Annotated in this window: 27 protein-coding genes and 1 pseudogene; 16 read left to right on the top strand and 12 right to left on the bottom strand. The window is 61.4% G+C overall.

Translation table 11 applies throughout. The annotated features are described in order from the left end of the window. Nucleotides 1-47: 47 nt before the first annotated feature. Nucleotides 48-416, top strand: coding sequence for a hypothetical protein (locus tag ABZ470_RS23880; RefSeq protein ID WP_362913931.1), 369 nt, complete (start codon nucleotides 48-50; stop codon nucleotides 414-416). Continuing rightward, on the top strand, nucleotides 413-571 hold the full coding sequence (locus ABZ470_RS23875) for a hypothetical protein (protein ID WP_352015243.1): 159 nt from the start codon (nucleotides 413-415) through the stop codon (nucleotides 569-571). Before ABZ470_RS23880 ends, ABZ470_RS23875 begins: the two co-directional genes overlap by 4 nt. 426 nt (nucleotides 572-997) lie before the next feature. Here the strand turns inward: ABZ470_RS23875 and ABZ470_RS23870 are convergent, their stop codons facing one another. Further along, entirely contained in the window at nucleotides 998-1,873 is an 876-nt protein-coding gene (locus ABZ470_RS23870; protein ID WP_362913929.1) for a hypothetical protein, read from the bottom strand. Between the two features lie 155 nt (nucleotides 1,874-2,028). After that, entirely contained in the window at nucleotides 2,029-2,697 is a 669-nt protein-coding gene (locus ABZ470_RS23865) for a TetR family transcriptional regulator (RefSeq protein ID WP_362913970.1), read from the bottom strand. A gap of 727 nt (nucleotides 2,698-3,424) precedes the next feature. Between ABZ470_RS23865 and ABZ470_RS23860 the strand changes: the two genes are divergently transcribed. The 14 genes and pseudogenes from ABZ470_RS23860 to ABZ470_RS23795 all read left to right on the top strand — a co-directional run bounded on the left by ABZ470_RS23860 (nucleotide 3,425) and on the right by ABZ470_RS23795 (nucleotide 10,917). Next, nucleotides 3,425-4,345 carry a PD-(D/E)XK nuclease family protein gene (locus ABZ470_RS23860; RefSeq protein ID WP_362913927.1) on the top strand — a complete coding sequence of 307 codons (921 nt, stop codon included), beginning with the start codon at nucleotides 3,425-3,427 and terminating at the stop codon, nucleotides 4,343-4,345. Nucleotides 4,346-4,638: 293 nt separating this feature from the next. Continuing rightward, nucleotides 4,639-5,070, top strand: a complete 432-nt coding sequence (locus ABZ470_RS23855) for a hypothetical protein (RefSeq protein WP_362913925.1) — start codon at nucleotides 4,639-4,641, stop codon at nucleotides 5,068-5,070. Continuing rightward, complete coding sequence (locus tag ABZ470_RS23850; protein WP_362913923.1) at nucleotides 5,070-5,891, top strand: AAA family ATPase; 822 nt, start codon at nucleotides 5,070-5,072, stop codon at nucleotides 5,889-5,891. Before ABZ470_RS23855 ends, ABZ470_RS23850 begins: the two co-directional genes overlap by 1 nt. Before the next feature lie 621 nt (nucleotides 5,892-6,512). Continuing rightward, nucleotides 6,513-6,833 (top strand): hypothetical protein, encoded by a 321-nt coding sequence (locus tag ABZ470_RS23845; protein WP_362913921.1) that lies wholly within the window; start codon nucleotides 6,513-6,515, stop codon nucleotides 6,831-6,833. Then, a complete protein-coding gene (locus ABZ470_RS23840) occupies nucleotides 6,830-7,219 on the top strand; it encodes a hypothetical protein (RefSeq protein ID WP_362913919.1) in 390 nt (129 codons plus the stop codon). The genes ABZ470_RS23845 and ABZ470_RS23840 overlap by 4 nt, the downstream gene beginning before the upstream one ends. Then, nucleotides 7,216-7,641 carry a hypothetical protein gene (locus ABZ470_RS23835; RefSeq protein WP_362913917.1) on the top strand — a complete coding sequence of 142 codons (426 nt, stop codon included), beginning with the start codon at nucleotides 7,216-7,218 and terminating at the stop codon, nucleotides 7,639-7,641. Before ABZ470_RS23840 ends, ABZ470_RS23835 begins: the two co-directional genes overlap by 4 nt. Continuing rightward, nucleotides 7,638-7,841 (top strand): hypothetical protein, encoded by a 204-nt coding sequence (locus tag ABZ470_RS23830; RefSeq protein ID WP_362913915.1) that lies wholly within the window; start codon nucleotides 7,638-7,640, stop codon nucleotides 7,839-7,841. The genes ABZ470_RS23835 and ABZ470_RS23830 overlap by 4 nt, the downstream gene beginning before the upstream one ends. Continuing rightward, a complete protein-coding gene (locus ABZ470_RS23825; protein ID WP_362913975.1) occupies nucleotides 7,838-8,389 on the top strand; it encodes a hypothetical protein in 552 nt (183 codons plus the stop codon). Before ABZ470_RS23830 ends, ABZ470_RS23825 begins: the two co-directional genes overlap by 4 nt. After that, nucleotides 8,352-8,552, top strand: a pseudogene (locus tag ABZ470_RS23820) (CHC2 zinc finger domain-containing protein); the annotation flags it as partial. The gene ABZ470_RS23825 and the pseudogene ABZ470_RS23820, both read left to right, overlap by 38 nt. Before the next feature lie 13 nt (nucleotides 8,553-8,565). After that, nucleotides 8,566-9,267, top strand: coding sequence for a hypothetical protein (locus tag ABZ470_RS23815; protein WP_362913973.1), 702 nt, complete (start codon nucleotides 8,566-8,568; stop codon nucleotides 9,265-9,267). Further along, nucleotides 9,264-9,458 (top strand): hypothetical protein, encoded by a 195-nt coding sequence (locus ABZ470_RS23810; RefSeq protein WP_362913913.1) that lies wholly within the window; start codon nucleotides 9,264-9,266, stop codon nucleotides 9,456-9,458. Before ABZ470_RS23815 ends, ABZ470_RS23810 begins: the two co-directional genes overlap by 4 nt. Continuing rightward, a complete protein-coding gene (locus ABZ470_RS23805) occupies nucleotides 9,418-9,795 on the top strand; it encodes a hypothetical protein (RefSeq protein ID WP_362913911.1) in 378 nt (125 codons plus the stop codon). The genes ABZ470_RS23810 and ABZ470_RS23805 overlap by 41 nt, the downstream gene beginning before the upstream one ends. Next, complete coding sequence (locus ABZ470_RS23800) at nucleotides 9,792-10,148, top strand: hypothetical protein (protein WP_362913909.1); 357 nt, start codon at nucleotides 9,792-9,794, stop codon at nucleotides 10,146-10,148. Before ABZ470_RS23805 ends, ABZ470_RS23800 begins: the two co-directional genes overlap by 4 nt. Nucleotides 10,149-10,179: 31 nt before the next feature. Further along, entirely contained in the window at nucleotides 10,180-10,917 is a 738-nt protein-coding gene (locus ABZ470_RS23795; protein WP_362913907.1) for a hypothetical protein, read from the top strand. A 39-nt stretch (nucleotides 10,918-10,956) separates the two neighbouring features. Here the strand turns inward: ABZ470_RS23795 and ABZ470_RS23790 are convergent, their stop codons facing one another. From ABZ470_RS23790 to ABZ470_RS23745, 10 genes are all read right to left on the bottom strand, one after another. After that, nucleotides 10,957-11,505: a histone-like nucleoid-structuring protein Lsr2 gene (locus ABZ470_RS23790; RefSeq protein ID WP_362913905.1), complete on the bottom strand. Its 549-nt coding sequence runs from the start codon at nucleotides 11,503-11,505 to the stop codon at nucleotides 10,957-10,959. Between the two features lie 1,735 nt (nucleotides 11,506-13,240). Beyond that, nucleotides 13,241-13,549, bottom strand: a complete 309-nt coding sequence (locus ABZ470_RS23785) for a helix-turn-helix domain-containing protein (RefSeq protein WP_362913903.1) — start codon at nucleotides 13,547-13,549, stop codon at nucleotides 13,241-13,243. Between the two features lie 458 nt (nucleotides 13,550-14,007). Beyond that, complete coding sequence (locus ABZ470_RS23780) at nucleotides 14,008-14,802, bottom strand: hypothetical protein (protein WP_362913901.1); 795 nt, start codon at nucleotides 14,800-14,802, stop codon at nucleotides 14,008-14,010. A gap of 94 nt (nucleotides 14,803-14,896) precedes the next feature. After that, on the bottom strand, nucleotides 14,897-15,208 hold the full coding sequence (locus tag ABZ470_RS23775) for a hypothetical protein (RefSeq protein ID WP_362913899.1): 312 nt from the start codon (nucleotides 15,206-15,208) through the stop codon (nucleotides 14,897-14,899). A 225-nt stretch (nucleotides 15,209-15,433) separates the two neighbouring features. Continuing rightward, nucleotides 15,434-15,619, bottom strand: coding sequence for a hypothetical protein (locus tag ABZ470_RS23770; RefSeq protein WP_362913897.1), 186 nt, complete (start codon nucleotides 15,617-15,619; stop codon nucleotides 15,434-15,436). Nucleotides 15,620-15,703: 84 nt separating this feature from the next. After that, complete coding sequence (locus ABZ470_RS23765) at nucleotides 15,704-16,027, bottom strand: hypothetical protein (protein WP_362913895.1); 324 nt, start codon at nucleotides 16,025-16,027, stop codon at nucleotides 15,704-15,706. A gap of 333 nt (nucleotides 16,028-16,360) precedes the next feature. Then, the gene (locus ABZ470_RS23760) at nucleotides 16,361-16,630 is read right to left on the bottom strand and encodes a hypothetical protein (protein WP_362913893.1); all 270 of its coding nucleotides are present in this window, start codon (nucleotides 16,628-16,630) and stop codon (nucleotides 16,361-16,363) included. Between the two features lie 505 nt (nucleotides 16,631-17,135). Next, on the bottom strand, nucleotides 17,136-17,558 hold the full coding sequence (locus tag ABZ470_RS23755; RefSeq protein ID WP_362913891.1) for a hypothetical protein: 423 nt from the start codon (nucleotides 17,556-17,558) through the stop codon (nucleotides 17,136-17,138). Nucleotides 17,559-17,670: 112 nt separating this feature from the next. Next, complete coding sequence (locus ABZ470_RS23750) at nucleotides 17,671-17,925, bottom strand: hypothetical protein (protein WP_362913889.1); 255 nt, start codon at nucleotides 17,923-17,925, stop codon at nucleotides 17,671-17,673. Nucleotides 17,926-18,709: 784 nt separating this feature from the next. After that, nucleotides 18,710-19,075 (bottom strand): hypothetical protein, encoded by a 366-nt coding sequence (locus ABZ470_RS23745; protein WP_362913887.1) that lies wholly within the window; start codon nucleotides 19,073-19,075, stop codon nucleotides 18,710-18,712. Nucleotides 19,076-20,827: the final 1,752 nt, after the last annotated feature.

The raw sequence follows: 20,827 nt of genomic DNA, 5'->3' as shown, positions 1-20,827 counted from the left end.
GTGATACCTTCGATTTATCACACCTGTGATAAATCGAAGGAGGAGCCGTGCAAACGGTGCTGACCCTGATGCTCGTCAGATTCGGCCTGATCGTGGGAGGGCTCGTGGTGGTCGCCCTGATCGCGTTCGGCGTCGCCGTCACACTCAAGCGCCGGGGCAGGGGTGCCCAGGTCCGCCGATACGCCGAGGCCGCCGCCGGCTACCTCGAAACCCGTGCCACCGCACGGCCCGGGCGGGGAGGCTCCCGTGGACGGCTCGCCGGTGAGGCGGTCCGGTTCGCGGCCCGGTACCTGGATGACGGGCAACGCCCCAGGAACGACCGGTCCTTCGAGGACGACCAACGCCTTCGGGATGACCGACCCTCCGAGGACAGTCGGCGCCTCGGGGACGAACGGTACGGGAGGGACGAGCGGTGAGCGGAGACGGGGGCTCGGAACTGCTCGACCACCTGCTACACGACTTCATCGTCAAGGGGATCATCGTGGCCGTCGCCCTGGTCGTCCTCGCGGTGGGCATGGTGATCATCTGGCGGATGGCCGGGCGGAGCGGCCCCCGCGACCGCGACCGATGACACGCGAGGCACGGGGGCACTCGCGAGCGTGGGACCTTCCGGGAGCCGAGGCCTGCCGAGCGCGGAGCGTTTCCGGACACGGGGCTTTCCAGGCGCGGGGCTTTCCGGCGTGAAGGTCCAGGCGTGGAGGTTTCTGAGCGTGGAGGCTTTCCAGGCATGGGAGGTTCCAGGCGTGGGAGCCGTCCAAGGCGGGAGCCGTCCGAGGCGGGAACGAGAAAGGCCCCTCCCGGAGTGCGGCCGGGGAGGAGCCTTCCTGGTCCTGCGTGGGGCGCGGGTCGCGCCCCTTCTGTCCGTGAGTCGCGTGAGGCCGGGTGTCCCGACTCCGTCCTCACGCGACCCACCTGGCCCTGCCATTCGTACGGCGGGGGCCGAGGAAGGGCTTTCCGCATCCGCTACGCGGAGCCCTTCCCGTCGAGCTCTCCTGGATCAGGAGAGGCAGATCACATAGATGGTGCCGCTGGCGTTCTTGCCGGACACGGTCCAGCCGGTCGGGGCGCCGCTGCCGGCGTTGGGAGCGCTCGCGTAGATCTGGGCCGAGCCGCTTCCGCTCCCGAGGCTGTAGCCGCCGCCGGTGGCCTTGCCCGAGTCGCAGGTCACGGTCTTGGAGTTGCTGCCATAGCCGCCACCGCCGAAGCTGAACTGGGCGGTGTAGGTGTTCAGGGTGCCGGCGCCGCCGGAACCGGGCTCACCCTTCTCGCCCTTCTGGCCCTGGGGACCCTGCGGGCCCGCGGGGCCCTGAGGACCCTGGTCGCCCTTCTCACCCTTGGCACCGGGCCTGCCGTCCTCACCGGCCGGGCCCTGCGGACCCTGCTTGCCCTGAGGGCCTGCCGGACCCTGGTCTCCCTTGGGGCCCTGGGCACCGGGCTTGCCGTCCTCGCCCGGCTTGCCGTCCGCGCCGTCCTTGCCATCCTTGCCGGGAGCACCCTGCGGACCCTCAGCGCCCTTGGGGCCCTGCGGACCCGCCGGGCCCTGCTTGCCCTGCTCGCCCTTGGGGCCCTGCGGACCGGCCGGGCCCTGGGCGCCGTCCTTGCCCGGGGCGCCCTGCGCGCCACGAGGGCCGGAGCTGGCGATGCCCTGGCTGACGTTGTTGCCGTCACCCCAGGTCACTCGGATCTCGGTGGGCCTGCACACGGCGGACGGGTTCACGATGCGCGCGTAACGCGTCTTCTTGTTCACACAGGCGTGAATCTCGGAACCGGCCGTCGCTGCGACGGCGCTGCCGCCCACGGTGAGCATGGTTCCGGCCAGCACTCCGACGGCCACGACACTAAGCGTGCGGGCGCCCGGCACCTTGAAAGCCACAGGGCTTCCTCTCTGCTACACCAGTTACTGGTGTGTTGGAAGGGGTCATTTAGGACACGCTTAGACCGTTCCATTCGTTGTCATGCTAATCATCACGTTTTCGCATCACTCCCGCTTCGCCGTACCGAACGCCAGGTCAGGGGTGCGGAGGCATCTCACAACGGGCGTGCCGCACGGCGGGCCGCCATGACCTCGACGCCACCGATCAGCAGGTCGACCCCGAAGGTGTCGTAGACCTCGGCCGAGCAGCCGTCGACGAGCGGGGTGGCCATCTCCACGAGGTGCGGGTAGGACGCGCGGGGCAGCGACTGCAGATTGAGCCGTTTGATCCGCTTGGTCTCGGCCGCCTCGTGGTCCGACGGACGGCGCCGGTCGCGCGCCTCCCCTCCGGCGAGGGCGATCGCGCCCTTCAGGAGGTATCTGGCGACCAAGCAGCTCTCCTCGTAGGTGAACCCGGCCTGGTTGATCAGGCCGAGCGCGGTGTCCCACACCCGCAGGAAGCTCGGCACCTCCATCTGGTCCACCTCCTCCAGCACGGAGGCGGCGCACGTGTGCCGTCGCAGGACGCCGACCAGGTCCGCGACGAGGCCGCGCAGCCGCTCGTTCCACGGCCCCGTGGCGTCCTCCTGGGTCGCGAAGCCGCGCATCAGGTGGTCGCCCATGCCGACGGTCAGCTGCTCCTTGTTCTTGAAATGCCAGTACAGGGCCATGGGAGTGACACCCAGGTCCTGGGCGAGCCGCCTGATCGTGACCGCCTGGAGCCCTTCGGCGTCACCGATGCGCAGCGCCTGGTCGATGACGGCGTCCCGGGTCAGTTTTCCCATCACGGTTGACAACTATACGCCGTACAAGCTCAACTATGCGATGTACATGTACAACGTATAAGTACGCCGTATAGGAGTTGACGTGACGACTGACCGCCGGTGGTGGGCGTTGGGGGCGATCTCGCTCGGGACGTTCATGACCTACTGAGACAGGTTGACGTGTGGTGCGGATTATCATGGTCCGGGAGGGAGATGTCAACCCGGGCCGGGGAACGGCAGGTCAGCGCCTTGACGGCTAGCGGACCCCATCCCCCAAGCATCGTTACCAAGCCGTGATGTTTAGGGTCTTGCGATCTTGGAGATCCTTCTATCTAACTTCTATCCATGGAATCCTTCCAGAGCCCCTCAAAGGGCTCTGGAATAATGATTCATGGAATGGGAATAAAGAACCATTGAATATATAGGCCACATCCTTTTTAGGGATGTGGCCTTATTTTGTCTTCCATCACCTAATTTCCTTCCCCGACCCAACCCCCTACTTCATGGCGGTTACTCTCCGCTTCCCAATGGCCACTCACGGGGACCCGCCAAAACGAGGCCTTGTCAAGTGGACACCCCTCGCGCTCCCGGCATAGCCTTTCAATCGTTCACCCGGAGAGACCGCCCAGCCCTGGGTCCTGACGGGACCTCTCCGGGTGAACAAATCATGGATGAGAATGCTTTACGCGGTTTGTCGCGAACCCCCTCCGGGGATATTTAGGTCATCACTTAATGGCCTAGGAATGACATGCCGCTCACGCCGAGAGGTCCCGTTCTGGACCACCTCTCATATAGCACCATCGAAAAAATGGCCTGCCCGAAGAAGTTTGAGCTTCAGAAGGTGGCCAAGGTCGAAAGCCAGCCGTCAATGGCTGGCGTTGGGGGAAAGGCAGCCCACTCCCTTACAGAGGAGTGGGATCGCCAAGATTGTCCGGACTGGTCAGATGAAGACTGGACTGGGCATGCAGAGATGATTCTTGGGGGTGAAGTTGCCGACACGCAAAACTCCACAGGCGTACCTGTGGAGCAATGGAGAGTTTCCGGCAGGGAATCAAAAGCCTGGCCGAATAAAGAGGATCTTTCCTGGTGGGAGCATCACCTCCCCCTCTTCGGGAAGGCATACGCCGCTTGGCGTACGTCCCACCCTCATCTCACGCCGTGGGTTACCCCAGATGGTGAGCCAGCCCGGGAGCTAGCGCTCCGGGTACAGCTGCCCGGCTGTGAGTCCTGCCCACCACTTGTGGGTTATGTGGACGTCGTCATGACAGACGCCACCCGTGGTGGCGCCCTGGTCGTGCTGGACCTGAAATTCGGGAGCATGATGCCCGAGGACCTGGTGCAGCTGGCGACTTACGCGGCCATGGTGGAGACCCGATACGGGCCTGAGTACCGGCCCGCGCTGGGGGCGATCTACTCCGGGCGCAAGGGGCGCCTCACACCCATCTTCAAGGATGGCGCTGAGTTGATGCCCCTGGGGCACCTGCCTACGTCGGTGATCTCCGGACGAGTCGCGGACTACTGGGCACTGATCTCCACGGGCCGCTACCCCGCGCGCCCTGGTCGCCACTGCTCATGGTGTGACGTCCGCTCTGCCTGCGTCTGGGCCAAAGGCCCGCAGGCATGGCTCTACGACAGCTCCCACCCGTTCTACCGAAAGGAGACGGCATGACCGCCATCCGGCCTGGGGGCCTGATGCGGTGCTGCATCGGCAGCTTGAACGGCGGACAGCACGGCCTCCCCCATGAGGGACCTTTCCCCGAGGGCCTCGAAGGAGAGCGCAGGAAGTGCCGCTACTGCAGCACAACCGTCATTTTCCGCCTCGGCGCCTGGGAATGGGACCGCCCACAGAACCAATCGCCCTAAGCGATTGATCTAGAAATAGATAGGGGCGCTAGCCCACTCGCAAAGCCGACTAGCGCCCTGGATCCACCCCTTCGGGTTTCAACAGAAAGACAGTAACACATGACGGACTTCGGAATCCAGCTTTCCCTGAAGCTCAAGGACTCTGACACACTCCTTAATATCCGTGCGGACGATCACCAGGATTTCGAAATGCTGGCTGACTGGGCATCGGAGAACGCCGAGATCTTCACCCGGGTACACGAGGCCGTTCGCGGAGTGCCCCGGGCGACGGATGGAGTGGCTCTCATTCAGGAGATGATGCCTGGAAGCACAGTGATCGCCGAATATGGCGCTCCCCCGCCCAGCCACCCGACGCCGACCGCGGCGGCAGCCCAGCCCTATTGTGATCGGTGCAAGAAGGCGCCGGTGTGCGGTGTGTGTGGCCTGTCCAGCAGGCCCCGCAAGTCCATTAAGGATGGCAAGTACTGGATCCATGACTGCCCCCAGGACACCGCGCACAAGGGCGTTTGGTGCAACGAGCCTAAGGGCTAATGCTCTCCCTCCATCGGGTCATCGATGGGGATCTTTCGGCCGGAGATGCCCTCCCTGGCGTCTACAGCACATTTGAGAAGCACGATATTCGCTTCTACAGGTCCGCCCTGCATATGACAGCAGGGCGGCCTGGAGGCGGGAAAAGCATCCTCGCGCTGGATCACGCGCTCAAGTGCAAGGTCCCCAGTCTCTATCTCTCCTGTGATATGAGTCGATTCCAATTTGCCGCCCGCGCGGCGGCAATCCTCACCGGGGATTCGGCCGGCAGTGTCAAGGAGATCATCAAAACTGCACAGGGGCGAGAGAAGTACCGGGCAGCCCTAAAGGGGGCTGACCATCTCTATATGGCCTTTGAGAAGCGGCCTGACCAGGATTGCCTGGAAGACATTCTCTTGGCCTTTGAGGAGCGCTGGGGGATCCCTCCGGAGCTAATCGTGGTGGACAACGCAATTAACCTCGTCCCTCCCACGGCAAAGGATGAATGGTCCGGACTGAGGGAAATCAGCCATCTCCTGGAGTGGTTCGCTGACGAGCTAGGAAGCGCCGTCCACCTGCTCCACCACACGAACCTCCCCGGCTTGAAGCTCGACCGGCCTGGTCCGCTGAATTCCATCAAAGGGCAGATCGTCGAGGGAGCCAGCCTGATTCTGTCCGTCACGAAGACGGACGACGAGTTTCGGGTAACGGCGGTCAAAAACCGCAACGGTCCCGAGGATCCCACGGCGCAGCAGTTCCTCACCCTGTCCCTGAGTGGCGCCCTGTCCCTCTCTGACCCCCCGCCGACGCCAGTTCTCCCCGCCCAGTTCCATGACTGGGCGTGAGATCGGATGCTCATGACTAATGACCGCTTCTGGCTGCTGGTCATCTGCTTCTGCATCGCCTATTTCGTCGTCAGAGCCTTATGGAAGGAGTGACACATGATCTGCAAGCCGTGCTCCAAAGACCTTCACCCCATATGCCTAGAGGGGACGTGGTGCGACTGTCAGCACAGGGAAGGCCCTGCAGTGCTTGCGCCCTCGAAAAGCACTTCTCCTGTGACAGATGGCGCTGCCCCTGCAGCTGCCGCACAGTCCATCTCTCCGGCCGGGATCGAGTCCCGGGAAGCGCACGGATCCATGTGACCGACGCGCGTGTGATCAGAGGCCGGGAAACTGAAGACCTCGCCGCGGAGTATCTCCACAACATTTGGCCGGACTGTTTTCCTCCAGAGGCAAGCGCCCCGGGCGCCGACCTGATCGGCACTCCCGGATTCGGGATCGAGATCAAGGCCCGGAGGGGCTTCAGGCCCCTGGAGTATGTGCGGCAAGCGAGCCGCAATACCCCTGCAGGGGAAAAGCCCTTGGTAATCGTCAGAATGACCGGCCAAGGAGCCGGTCAGATCGGGGAGTGGCTGGCTTTTATGCCGCTCCGACACATGAGAGATCTCATTAGGGAGGCTGGCTATGCTCCCCTGGGAGGAAGAGATTCCCCCGAGGATTCGAAAGCTGATCCATCTAGGCCTGGACCTGGAATGGATGAATCACACGAGCTTGGTATCGCGATTTCAGAGGCCGTCAGCTCAGCCGTTTTTCGCACACTGGGATTACGTCCCCCTGACGGGCCGGTGGAAATTCATCGGGGCCAGGGCGATTAACCCAGTGGCCCCTGGTGGCCTGATCTCCATGGGCGCCCGCGATATCGAGTACATCCTTCAAGACCCAGAGCTTCAATTCGTCCTTTCCGCCACACAAGAAGAGAACCGGATCAAGAAAGAGAAGCGATGACGATCTCCGACCGCCTCAAGAAGGCCCTTTCTTTCCTTCAAGAGAACCAGTGGGGAAAGTACCACACCCGCCTACGCGAGGCAGACGGCACTTACACCTACTGCGCCGAAGGCGCTATTCGGTGGGGCGCTTTCTCCGAACTCGCCCGTACAGACGAGCACGGGCACGAGCACACTCCGGACGGGGAGGGGGTTTCGAAGGCTATTCGCTTCATGGACCGGCACGCCGAAGAGATGGCGAGGGAAATGGAGCTGTCGGGCGCCTGGGGCATCGACGAGCTTTACGAGTTCAACGACCATGGTCAGACGACCCGAGACGACGTGATCGCCCTTTTCCAGAGGGCGATCACGGATGCAGAGGCGAAGGAAAAGGCGACAGTCGCGTGAAGACCTACCTTCTGGGCGGCGTAGACATCCGGAACGACAAGGGCGAGGAGGTCAAGTATTGCGCGCTTGGCGTCTACCTGGCAGAAAAGCATCCGCAAGCGCTGGAGGATCATTACTCCGGCAAGGAGGACGCGGACGGAAAAAGCTTCAGCATATATGAATACCTCCCCCGGGTCGCGTCGGAGGATCTCGCCTCCATGGCGGAAGTCATTCGACTCGAAAAGGAGAGGCTTGGGCACGCTGATATCGATCGTGAGGACATGTCACTGATCTATACGGCATCAGACCAGTATGCCCCCCTGGACCTCCTAGAAAGTGCACTCGCTGCCGCGGGCGTGCACGTCAAGCTCAAGGAGGGACGTAACTCGGCGAAGCCTCGTGAGGGCTACTGGACCACGCCGAAGACGCCATTCTGGGCATGACAGCGAAGACAGCCACCGAGCAGGAAGCGCTCCGGCGCTTCCTCGCTCTCGCTAGAAGTGTCGAACGGAACCGCACGAAAATTCTTAATCTTCTGGCGACACTGCAGACCAGCAATGGGGATGATTGGCGCACCCTGTGCAGGGTGCGCGATCTCCTCGACGAGATCACCGAACCCAGAGAATACGGGAGAGACCTGTGACTGTCATTGATGTGTATCCCCGCCCCCTGAAGGCGAAGGCCCGCCAATACCTGGGAGGCGACGACGAGGCAATGAAGGAATTCGTCGGGATCTCCAATTGGCTCTCAGTATCTCGGGGACTTCCCAGGGTATGGAATTCTCACACCCACCAGTGGGCCGACGTACGTCTGGGGGACTATGTCCTTCTTGACAACGAGGGCAGCGCGCGACCGGTGACCAGCCAGGAGATGGACGCGCTTTACGCGCCCAATCGCCCACGAGAGGAGAGGGACCAGGCTTTGAGGTCCGTCCGCAACGCCCAGATCAACCTGGGTGATTTGCGGACCATCGTGACCGGCTTGACCGCCTCTCTGGAGGCAGTCTCCGCCCAGCTCGGGGATGACGTCGCAGCTTTCCGGCGGCAGGGCCGGGACGACAACGACACCAGAGCCCGGGACCACCTTAGGGACGTGGCCGAAGGGCTCCTCATGGTCTGCCGGGAGGCCCGTAAGAGCGTGGGACAGGCGAGTAATGACCTTTCGCATGCTGCTGGATCACTACGGCGTTAGGTATGGGGAGAGGTCCGGGGATCAGACCATCCAGTGTCCTTTCCCGGACCACTCCGACCGCCGCGGATCGTTTCGACTAGACCTCGATAAGGGGGTTTGGTTCTGCTACTCCTGCCCTGCCGAAAAGCAGGGCGGGGGTCTCCTTGATTTCATAGAGCGCATGGAGGGGTGCAGCCGTGAGGAGGCTAGACAAAGAGCAGCTCAGCTCACTGGAGGAGACTTGCCGCGACTACGAGATAGCGCTGAGCGTGAATCCGGAGGCTCTCTCCTACCTGCATGGGCGCGGCCTAAGCCTGCCGACAATAGATCGTTTCCGGCTAGGCCTCGTCGAAAGCCCTTCTCCTAGCCATAGGACAGTTGCCGGCTGGCTCTCCATGCCGACGCTTAAAGGCGTCGGCGTGACCGGTTTCAAATTTCGGTGCATCAAGCCGGAATGCGTCTCTGGGGAGGTCGAGAAGCACGATGGCCACCCTAAGTACCTGACGTACGATCCGCAGGCCCTAGGCAACGTGGCGGACCTAGACACCGATCTGGGATTCATCGTCGTCTGCGAGGGCGAGCTAGACGCTTACATTCTGTCTGGTGAATGCGGGATCCCGGCAATCCCCATGCCCGGGGCAAGCGCCTGGAAGGGGCATCGCCATTGGCGACGGCTCCTCAAAGATTTCCGCACCATCTATGTCATCCCGGATGACGACGCCCACCTGAAGGCGAATGTGGGGCGCAAGATGGCAGAGGAGATTAGGGCCGACCTACCCCAGGCGACCATCGTCGAGTTGCCCTCTCTGACTGAAGGCAAAAAGACGGACGTAAATGACATCTTCATAGCCCGCGGACGGGATTACCTGCGATCCCTAGTGGGACTGGAGGCGGCATGAGCAGCGTGTATCGAATATCTGGCAATGGCATCAAAAACCGCGTATATACCTCGGCTCTTTGGGCCAGTCGTGCCCTGGATCTGATGGAAGCCCAAGGGTACGCCGCAGGGGTGGAAGTCATCCGCGGAGAGTGGAAAAAGGTGAGCAAGGATGAAGTGGATTCTCTTCAGGCGGAAGAAGAAGAGGAGTGAGCCGTTGGCCGACGTGATCTCCCTGGGGGATGTCGATCCCGCGTTTCTTCCCGGGGGGTGTCAATCCCCCTTCGGGGGCGACCCAGAGGCACCTAGGGCGTGGACGTCGGAGGAGATCGTGGAGCACATCGGCAGGGACATCCTGCCGTCCGGCCTGCTTCGGGAGATCTACGCCGTCTCCTGGGCTACTGACGACCGGGAGGGTGTCAGGATCTACCACAAGTCAGGAGGCATTCGCAGTGCTCTCACTCAGCTAGGCCTCAAGGAGGACGGGCGTGTGTGGGTCGGCGAGGTCACCTGGCGCGAGGTCACCGATCAGTATCGGACGACGGTATGAGAACGATCGGTGCGGACGGCGCCGTACAGGAGTCGATCCCCGGGACTCCGGGGGAGTTCTATGTACTTCTCCATCACCCTGCCGTCCTCAAGCACGGCAAGGGTGTCAGCTCCCTGGAGTTGCAGGACTTCGTGGATTCCCTGGCAGAGATCGCCCAGGCGCGCATTCTCACGGTAGGCCACGAGCAGTACGGCATGGCGATGCTCCAGAAGTTTGAGACCATGCGAGCCGCGGAACTCGGCGAAGGGCTTATCGAAGAGATTGCCGACGTCTACAACTATGTAGCAATGCTCACGATAAAGTATCTTTCTTTGCTGAAAAGGCTTGACAGCTCGATTGCCGAGAGTGCTTGACGGGTAAATCCACAGCATGACTGTGGAAGCTATGGAAGAGGCCTCCTGGGAGGCCTCTTCTTCGTTTATAGAGGACCTGTATCCATATGCCGGCATCATCTCCGCGGAGCTAGCCCGACGCTATTCTCTCGTGGATCGAGACGACATCACCCAGGAGATATGCATGTACGTCCTGGACAATGATGCCGTCCTGGAGGAGTGGCGAGAGTACTGCTCGGGGGACTACGTCGAGAGCCGCGACGAGCGCCACGCATCGGCCCGTATGCGGCTCATCTGCCGCAGGGCGGGGGAAAGGTACTGTCGCAGGGAAACGGCGGCGAGAGTGGGCTACAGCCCCTCCGACGAGGCTTTCTACTCGACTGCGGTGCTCAAGCTCCTAGTGGAGCACTTCTTTCGGGACGGCATCACCGAGCGAGACTCTCAAGGGTCCGACCTGGGCAGGCAGACGAGAGGCAATCCGGCCACTGCTGGCACGTGGCTGGTGTCCCTCATGGATGTGGAACGAGGCCTTTCCCGCATCCCCAGGAAGTACCGACACAGGCTTAAGCTCCGATATCAAGACTTCGGCGACAAGAGCGTGACGGAGCTGGCGGCGATGACTCAGAACCTCGCCATCCCCCGAGGGGCCAGGGAGCGCATAGAGCGGGCTCTAGGCACCACGGAGGACCAGATCCATGGGCGGCTCAGGATCGCGCTCATCAAGCTCCAGAGGGCACTGGGAGGCTCCAACCCCTACGGGCCTGATCGCCCCTCGGAAGAAAGTCCCTGAAACGCAAAAAGGCCCCAGCCATACGGCTGGGGCCTTGAGTCAGCTTGCCCTCCTGGCGGTCTCCGCCGCACCGAGGGCGCGGGCGGGGGCAGTGTCGAGGTCGGTTCCCGCAGGGATCGGTGCCCAGTTCGAGCGGTCAGCGTAGAAGGTCTGATACGCCTCCCGATATTCCTTGGCAATGGGTGCCCGGGAGTTGAGATGCCAGCCTTTCGCCTTGCACCACTCGCGCACCTTGCGCCGTGCCTCCCGAGGGTCGTCGCGCCGGTCGGGCGCCCATTGCGCCCACTCGACGGCGTCGAGGCTTTCGGGAGCCTCGCCTTCGTCACCCCCGGGCGCCTGCGTCGGCGCATGGACGGCGGTGAGCCACGGGGGATCACCAGCGCGGAGCCCCGCCTTGACGATACTGAGCGGCGGTCGCCTAGCGGCCCGCAGGAAGGGCGCCAGGCCCTCATGGAGCAGCCTCTCCGAGTCTTCGCCAAGGTCCAGCTCGTAGGCGAATCCATCGATCGCCAGCGTCGTTGTTGTGACCGGAATATTTTCTTCCCCGGTGAGATCGTCGTAATCGATCTCGATGATCCTCTTACCCATCTGATCCTCCTCTGTGCCATAAGCAAACGGGCAGCCCGAAGGCTGCCCGTTTAGAATTCGTATTTGATTGATGGCTATCTAGCCCCTCACGGCGCGGCTATCGCCAGTGTGGCGGCTAGACGACTAGACAGCCATCAGGAAATCGTCGTCAATCGGCTCCCCCCTACGGGAGCGCCATGTGGTGCGCATGGCCTCCGCCATGGCCCGATTAGGCAACCCTTTTTCCAGGAGCCAATCCAGTACGGCGGCTAGGGGCCAGTCCATCCGCGGGCGCTGGTCCGATCCTCCGATGCGAGCCCCCCGAGGAAAATCGGGCTTCCTTGTCCACGATCGCGCGGTCTTGCGGTCCACTCCGGTCAGCGTGGCTAGCTGCGGGATCGTGATCCGTTCCTTGTCCATACTCCCTCCTCCCTGTCGTCCTGGTCGGCACCGATGATAGCCCCGCCTGGGCGGCCGGCTGCTGCTGCTGGGGACGCCTCATCATGGCGCCCTCAGCGAGGCCGCTCCGATAGGCGTAGTCGAGAGCCGACTCCGCCAGTACGGCGGCGATGATGCCGACGACCATCACGAGGATGAGGAGGGTAAAAAGCACCCAGGTGGCTACTGTCGTGGTCATGAGCCCTTGTCCTTTCTTGTGCGCGTCCACCAAAAAGCCCACGGGGTTTATCCCCGTGGGCTTTGGAGGCTGCTAGCTTCTGTGAGCTACCTCTAGTAGTGAGTGCGCCCTTTCGAGCGCCCGCCCCGTAAGGGTCGGTGCATGCATTCCGTGAAACTCGATTGCCGCAAGGAGACCGGCTAGAACCTCCTCGTATGCCTCCTCGGGGGCCTCCCCAGGGAGCGCATTCGACGGGGGATCAGGATCGATCCCGGCCGCCTGGAAAAACGCGTCCAATACGACCTGGACACGCTCCAGCGCGGATTGCAAATGGGGTGGTAGGACGTGCTGATATTGCTCCATGTCATGATCCCTGGCTAGCGAAGATTGGTGGCGTCCCTCGCCACCGGGCAGGCATAGATCGGGTGGCTAGCCCTGCCTGCACGGCTTTAGTCGTCCCACCTCCCCTCGCCCGCCCCACGCGGGCGCTTACTGTCATCCGTCCCACCATGATCCCCCCCAAAGGGAGAAATCTCCAGAGGCGCGCATTCTGGGCTGGCTTCTGCCCTCGCCAGTGGGCGGTCTCCCTGTAGTGCCCGAAAGAGGCGCCTCATACATCCCCTACCAATCGCGTGGCGGCTACCTCCGCCCACAGGGTCAGGGTGAGCAGCCCGCCCGCCCCTACATGTCCCCACGCCGACACCGGAGCCAGGTACGCGCCCAGCACGTACCCACTCGCCCCGGCCACGCCTACGGCTATGGCCAGTTGCACCCTAGCCATTTTTCCCTTCCTTCATTTCACTGCTTAAAAAATGCCAAAGCTGCGACCACGGCTAGAGCTGTGACCACTACAGCCACAGTCCCCAGGATGATCGGAGAAGCTCCCGAGGCCTTAAGGACCTGGAAAACAGCGATCATCCAAAGAGTTCCGGCTATGAGGAGATTCCCCTTAGTCGGGAACATGCTCGGCTTCCGTCTCGGCGCTCATCCCCCGGGCTAGCCCTTCAAGGATTTTGTCGTTATCGGAGAGCCTCGCCGACGCGAGAGACCCCCTTCCCTCAAGCCGCTTGACTCGCTTATGCGTCAAGTACAGCAGCCCGACGAGGAGGCCTATGGCACTCCATGTCACCGCTAATGCCATTACTGCCTCCCTGGCCATTCTCCGGACCTGAGGACCCAGCTAACATAATCGGCAGGCACCACGCGATATCCATCGATTTCAATGGAGGGGACTTTCCCCCCTTTGATGTAGCGATAGATCGTGCTCTTGGAAATCCCCAGGATCTCCACCAGGCTGTCAGGCCGGTAGACCTGGCCCCTAAGGATGGCTTCCTCCAGGGCGCTCTCCCGTGTCTTCCCTGCGCTGATGCGGGCGACACTGGCCGTGCCAATCCCACGCTTGGCTGCAATCTTCGGCTGGGAAATCCCCTTCCGGAGATCCTCCTGCACGGCGCGAATTATCGCGTTGGAAAGACTATGTCTCATCCCTTCCCCTTCCGGGCATGACTGAATGACCCCGGGATCAGACCCCGGGGTCATTCAGTTTCTAGCTATTCCTTGATTAAGGGCCTCGCGTCCCTGACCCTTCGGGCGATGACTCGCCCGATTACCCCCGACGCCCATTCCTGGGCCTGCCGGAGGCTCTCCTCCAGAGAGCCATTCTCCGGGAAATACGTGGTCTCGATGGGAGCCATGATTTCGCTCCCTCCACCTCGCACGCGGACAGACCACACTGGGTCATCGGCGTGCCGTTTTGCCACAATGGCCAGTCGCACGGATGGAATATCAGCAATCCAATACGCTCCGTGCGGAGATTCCTTCCTTTCCCATGTTTGGATCATTTCTCCTCCCTTCCTGACGACCCCTTAAGGCCCATCCCTTAGGTCGGGATGGGCCTTAGGCGACCGTCACGCGGCCTTCAGGCACCCCTTACAGCTGACGTCCCCTCCAGGCTCACCGAGCGGCTTCCGCTTACCGCAAGCCGTCGTTGCGATGTGGATATAGGGCTCAATGGTCTCCAGTGCCCGAAGGCGATGAACGACCTTCCCCGTGCCCGTAGTCGCAGTATCCGGCATCTCCACCGGGCTCTGGGTCTGGGCGATCTCGGCGGCCGTGGACGGCGCTTCCGTGCCGACGCCGGAAGCAACCGGCGCCGGGACGGACGACCTCGCGTCCACGCATCGCTGGCAGTCCACCTCTCCCCCGGATTCTCCGAGGGTCATGGCCCTGCCGCAGTAAGAGACCCCTCGCCAGTCACCCTTGTCCGTCCGCGTGACATCGGTGAAGCCGTGGGTGACGTTGCCCGTCTTGGTGCGCGCCGTGGTCGGCGCTTCCTCCTGGGCTTCCTCGGTCGGCATGGTGGCCAGCGTGAGCCAGGGGCGCACGGTGACAGTAGCCGTCCTGGTGTCCTCTCTCTGGGCTTCCGTCTCGGCGCTGGTCGCCCGAGACGGCCCACTAGCCGATCCAGGCGGGGAAACCGGCGCCTCCTCCTGGAGGGCGGTGTCCGCCTCGATCGTGTCCGGCTGAGAAAGCACGGCGTGCCGTGCAGACCAGGGCATGTCCTCCATAGAGGCCATGGTGTCTCCCCACCAGATCACGCTGAGGAGCGACTCCAGCCACCGATAGACCACCCGATACTGCCGACCCTTGTCCGAGATGTAGACCCCGCCAATAACGCGCGGGTCCTGAATCGTCGTGCTCATTGTTGCGCTCCCTTTTGACTGGTCTAAGACCCCTGACTGGTCTAAGAACCATGGAGGCCCTGGCCTTGAATGGAGGCCAGGGCAACCAAAGTGCTTAGATCATGGCGTCGCATGCGCCGTCAATGGCCATGAGGTCAAATCCGTACCTCACACCATCGACGGTGATTTCTCCTATCCAGGAGTCGGACACGGCACCCTGGAGACAGCCATTGAGAAGCTGCCCGTATTCCTTAGAGACAAGATCGGTGACGACTTCAGGGAGATACAATCTCCAACTCTCTTGGGTCACTACGATCTCGCGCGAGAGGAAGTCTCTCGCCTTTTCCAGCTGACCAGTCTCCCCATGAAAGCAAACGCTTTCCACGAGGAATCCGCTTTCTGAAGTGCGCGCGTGCCAGTGCTGCATTTCGCTCCCTGTCATGAGCCCTGGATTCCCGGACGGCTGGTCCCGGGGGAGTCTGATCACTCCATTGCATGCCCAGGCTTTCGAACCTGGGCACTGGTGCAATGATCAGCTATTGAGGTTGCGGCAGTCTCTCATCCCAGTAATCACCCGGAAGGCGACCGATCCACTGGGCGATTGCCTGTAGTGCTTCGGCGCGGTCCACACTGGCCAGCTCTGGAAAGGTCGCTAGTCCTGGTTCAACTCAAATCCGAGAACCTCAGTGCAGTCATAGATGTTTACGACCGAATCCCACTTCTCTTGATTGTCCTTTAGCCACGCCTCCACGTTTCCCCGCTCAAGGACTTCGGAGGGGATATCCAGGGTGGCCCTGTAGGTGTCCCGCACAGTGACCGTGACATCGACCCTTGGCATTGCTTCGCTCCCTGTCTCTCTGGAGTCTGAGGACTCCCTAAAGCGCTCCCTACCCCCGATGGAAGGGAGCGCTAAAGGCAGCTATCAGGCTGCAGCTGGGGACGGCATCAGGTACGGCGCCAACAACTCACGGGGGTCCGTGTCGCTGTTGACGATGGCCCTGATGTCCTCCAGATCCGCCCACCGATCGCCGTCCGAGATGACGACCTGGATAAGGCAGTGAACCGCGTGCCGGTCCCCCTCCAGTCGGATGCACCGGTTGCGGAGATCCTTGGGGTAAGCGGCCACGTGGGTGGTCCTGTAGTCGATCCCGGCGCTAGCCAGCTCCTCCTGGAATTCCTTCCAGTCGGCCCTGTACGCGCGGATCCGCTTAGTGACCATGTCCAGCAGTGCGGCGTTGCTCATCATGATTTTGTGCTCCCTGTCTTTCTCCACTGGCCAGATGACCAGCTAGGGACGGCACACCCCATTCCTGGGGTGTGCTCGCCTAGCAATCTCATCAGACGTAGATTGGGCCTAGCCGGTGGCTGTATGCGCCCACGGCCATCGCCGCCCCACTCCGGAAAAGCCGATCTAGGTAAGGGCCGAATTCCGGATCTTCAAACGCAATCCGAACTTCCGAGTACGGTTGCACGGCGCATACCGCGCCATTGATCCGAGCCTCATACTGCTCGGCCTGGTCGTCCGTGCAGATATCCACCATGAGATCCCCTATGGGGATCCTGGCGACCCTCACGGCTATCAGGCGGGGACGTAGACGGGAAGGGTCACGGGAATTTCCTCCCGATAGCCCAGTTCGCACGTGTAGACGATTGTCTGAATCGCCTTCCCCATGGGGATGCCGGTCACGGGGTCCTTTTCGTAGCGTCTGCCGTAGCCGTGCCATTCGCGGAAGGTGTCGGGAAATTTCCCGTCCGCCGTCAGGTAGAACTTCTGCCCGGAGGCAAGGAGGCCTGCCCTACTCTCCCTCAGGGGAGGGATCGCTTCCGGCGTGTGCGTGAATTCGCTCATTGCATGCTCCCTGATGTCATGAGCCCTGATTTCTTACTCACAGGCGGCTAGCCCTGTGTGGCCCTAAGGACCATGGAAGTCTTTAGCGGGAAGCTCACAGACTTCCCGCTAAAGGCAACCAAAGTGCTTAGAGAGACGGGAAAAGGCTCTCTGCGAATTCGGGGTCTAAGACCTTCAGTTTGTCCTCATATCTCCGGGTGACTGGATGGTCATTTTCTCCCCAGCACCCTTTGCCCATGCGCCATACGCGACACCAAAAGGTGATGTCACCTGCTGCGGGGTTAACCTTTTCCGTTCGGCTGCGAACGCAAAAGAACGACCTATGAAGCTGGATAACGTCCCCATCCTCGATCTCGTGAGCCTCGATCTCCTGAATTTCCATATGCGCTCCCTGGTCGGCTGTTCATGAGCCTTTGCGCGGGCGGCTGACCCGCGTGATCCCTAAGGACCATGGAGGCCTTTAGCGGGAAGCTCACAGGCTTCCCGCTAAAGGCAACCAAAGTGCTTAGGAGAGTAGGAGTCCCGTACACCACAATGTGCACGGGAACCTTCGGAATCGGTAGCTTTCCGGCATGTCGCAATCTCCGCACTTGCAGAAGATCCGGCCATCCTCGGAAAGTAGGCCGTGCCTTACCGTGATCCCGTCGATAGACGATTCGGGCATGTAGTGCTTCTCATAGAAGCCGTCCGAGTGGTCATCACCGTCCGGAGGCGCAATCCAGATAGTGATGTACTCCCTGGCGCACAGCACGCTCACGATCTTCCGGGCGCACTCAATGGAGTGCGCTTTCCCCACCATGTGACCTTGGGAAAACCGGTGGAACCGGAGATGGCCGTTGTAAGGGTTGTACGCGAACGTTCCGAACCGCTCCCCAAATCGCCACTCCACGTGGCTAATCGGGTGGTGGATCTCAATTGCGTCTTCCATTGTTGTGCTCCCTGTTGGGTCATGAGCCCTGGTCTTAAGGGTCCGGCTAGTGACCCCCTGGTTCTAAGAACCATAAAGGCAGGAACTCAATGAGTGCCTGCCAATAAAGCGCTTAGAACTTGAATCGCTTGACATTCTTTTCTGCCCAAGCCTGCGCAGCGTCAGCCTGGACCTTACTGAGTTCCTCCGCCCACCATTGGATTCGCCCTGTGGAGATCTCAATGATCTCCCTCCTGACGATTGCTTCAATGTTCGCCTTTCTCTGCAGCTTGACATTGATCTTGCCAACTGCGCTGACCTTGTCGGAGATGTAGTAGCGGAGGAAATCCCGCACGTCTCCCTCAGAAAGGTCAATTGTGATCTTCATGTGTGCTCCCTGTATCGCTTCTAAGGACCATGGAAGCGCTGGCCTACAGGAGGCCAGCGCAACCAAAGTGCTTAGATCATTTCGATTGGGACCACGGCGCATTCGCCCCTAAAGGTCCTGACGTTCGCACGTCCCGACGCATGCGCGCTTTCGGTGCCCTCGTGAAAGCTCACCGCCGACCACTTGCCATCAGGCCCAGGACGGTGAACCGTCACATAGTGGCCCAGGTCCCGAGCCCTCTTTGGTGTGGGTGTGACGCGCCATTCATTCACCTCCCCATCGGGATGGGTAGTACGAATGGCGCCCGGACCCCACTCCTGAATCGTGCCGTCAGGAAAGACAGCCTTGTGAGTGGCCTGGAAATTGCCTGCCTTTTGCATCATGCGCTCCCTTTCTTCGGACTCTTCTCTAAGAGCCATGGCAACGCTCCCCTTTCGGGGGGAGCGTTGCCAAAGTGCTTAGATAAGCGAGTGATACTGCCTGCCATTGCCGTAGCGGTGAATCCTCATGCTGAGGTCAACCAGCTCTTGAATGGCCATGGTGAAAGCCTCATGCCAGCAGACCGGGAATGAGGATCCCCGGACCCACCAGCCATGAAAGAAGTCACCATTCCTCGGCTCGTATGTGATGACCTTGTATCGCTTCGTTCCCGTAAGCCAAACCACAGCTTGTCCGGTATTGAAGTCGAGGCGAACCGAGATATCCATGCTGTGCTCCCTGACTGGTCTAAGAACCATGGAAGCCCTGGCCTCTGGTCGAGGCCAGCGCAACCAAAGTGCTTAGATCATTTGATTTGAGTCTTTACGATCCCGTTCTCTGTCCGTCTCTCCACGTAGACCGGAGCCGGTCCTGCGAGGAACCCCCGCAAGAGATCCGCCGTCGATCGGTGGTATCCGATGCCCTCGTAAGAAGTGCACTCGCTTGACCAGTGAGGCTCTCTATCGGGGAAAGCCTCCGATACCTGCTTGCCCCTGCGGGCACCCCAGGTCCCGGTGTGACGGATGTAGATCTCATCCCATTCGCCGGAAAGCCTCACGCCCCTTTCGTACTGCTGCTGGGCGTAGTCGTCTTCCTGGTCGTATCTGGTGGCGAATCGCTCCGGGAAGAGGAATTCCTCCGGTGCCATCGCGTTAAGAGTCTCGTAATCCATTCCGTGCTCCCTGTTGGGTCATGAGCCCTTTGCGCGGGCGACTGGCCCGCGTGGTTCCTAAGAACCATGGAAGCCCTGGCCTCTACGGAGGCCAGGGCAACCAAAGTGCTTAGAGCCCAAATCCGTCAAACTCTGCTAGGACGAAAAGGCACTCCGTCACGGAGTGCAGATCCGAGTAATCGATTTCTGCCCGCTCCTGAATGAGTCCCCTAAGCCCGTTCGGACCGTTGGGTAAATACCTCTCCATCATCACGTCCAAAGCAGTGGAAGTGATCCTGAATAGTCCGTGATTAGGGATCTCTGCGGAGAGAATGACCATTGCTGCGCTCCCTTGTCTGCCCTAGTTGGCACGGAAGACCAGCTCCGGAAAGAGCTGGTCAACCGAACCCCTGGGGTTGCTCCTGCGCTCTTGACCACTGGGCAGCGCCAGAACGGCGACTTACAAGCCCGGAGTGCGCAAGCGATTTGGAGGCCAGGGAAAGCCTCCTGCAACAGTGCTCTGTGATGTGGCTAGAGAGATGCGCCGGAAGGCGCATCTCGCCACATCGGAAATCCTTGGATCAAAGCCCGATTGACGGCTCCCCAAGGCTTATCGCAGTCGTCCGCGTCCGCACTGTCGCTACTCCTGCAGCTTCACATTGCCCTGACGAATTCACGTCGGCATGTGCAGGAGGATCGGGGGCCTGGAAGCCCCCTAGAGCACATTTGTTGGCATTCACTGTTGAATTCTCAAGAAACTGCCTGTCCCTACCTGCGGTCACGGTCTGGCCGATCTACGCAGGGGCGGGTAGGACTCAACGGAACCGCGCATTGGTCCGGGGAAAGGCCCTAAGACCCTGCCCCGTCCGCCGTGCTGTTCTGTTGTGGTTCCAAGATTGGGGTAGTACCCCAAAAGCTGTCAAGTCACAGACCGATAACGGCTTAAAAAGGGTCGCTGAGCTGGGGAAACATGGAACGGACAGCAACCCCAGGAAGCCGATGGCAAGGCTCCTGGGAGCGACAGCGACCAGGGGGCGCGGCAGATCTAGGACGGCACCGGGAACGGCCCTGAAAGCCGTTCTCCGGGGGCGGAGCTGGCGCCGTTCCTAAGGGGCTCGAAAGGGAAGCCGAGTCGGCAGAGGGCAAGGTGGAGGCGAGGGCCGGGAGGGGAATGGAGACGACAGAGGAATGCAGCTGGCGAGCTATGGAGCTATGGAGCTGTTGATTGTCGGCGTCTGCCTGCCCGGGGGAATGCGCCCTCAAAGGGGCGCAATGGAGGCCAGGAGGGGCGCATTGTGGCTTTGAGCTGCCACGTTGTGCCCTTATCAAGACACCAATACTGCAATACCTCAGCATTCCCTAGAGCATCGAACCTGTGTTCGCGGGCTCTGACCTGGGCAAATGTCCGGCGCGTGGCGTGGTCCGTGCCCGTCGTTAGCGGGCTTGACCCGCCCCCTTTTAAGCGCCCTCCCCCCCACCCTTACTATCCCTCCAAGAATTTCTGCACAAAAATCCGGCCTCCAGTCGGCTCCCCTGGGGTAGGAGCCGGCCCTTCGTTTCGGAAGAATTTTCGCGCATCGTCCCAGGCCAGGGAGGTATATCAAATTGTTATCAATTTACGGTCACGGCGGGGGCCTTCCGTACCCCAATTAATAGATGGGGGATGGAAGTACGGGCGACGCGGGCACCGTCGCCCGTAGGCGCCCCGCAGGGCGCCGGACGGCTGCCCCTATGGAGGGCGCCCCGAAAGCGCCCCTTTGGGGGGCAGCCTTA

The sequence above is a fragment of the Streptosporangium sp. NPDC020072 genome (genome assembly GCF_040631445.1).
Lineage (GTDB): Bacteria > Actinomycetota > Actinomycetes > Streptosporangiales > Streptosporangiaceae > Streptosporangium.
Note: the sequence above shows the minus strand (reverse complement) of the source record. Positions and strands in the feature narration are given on the sequence as shown.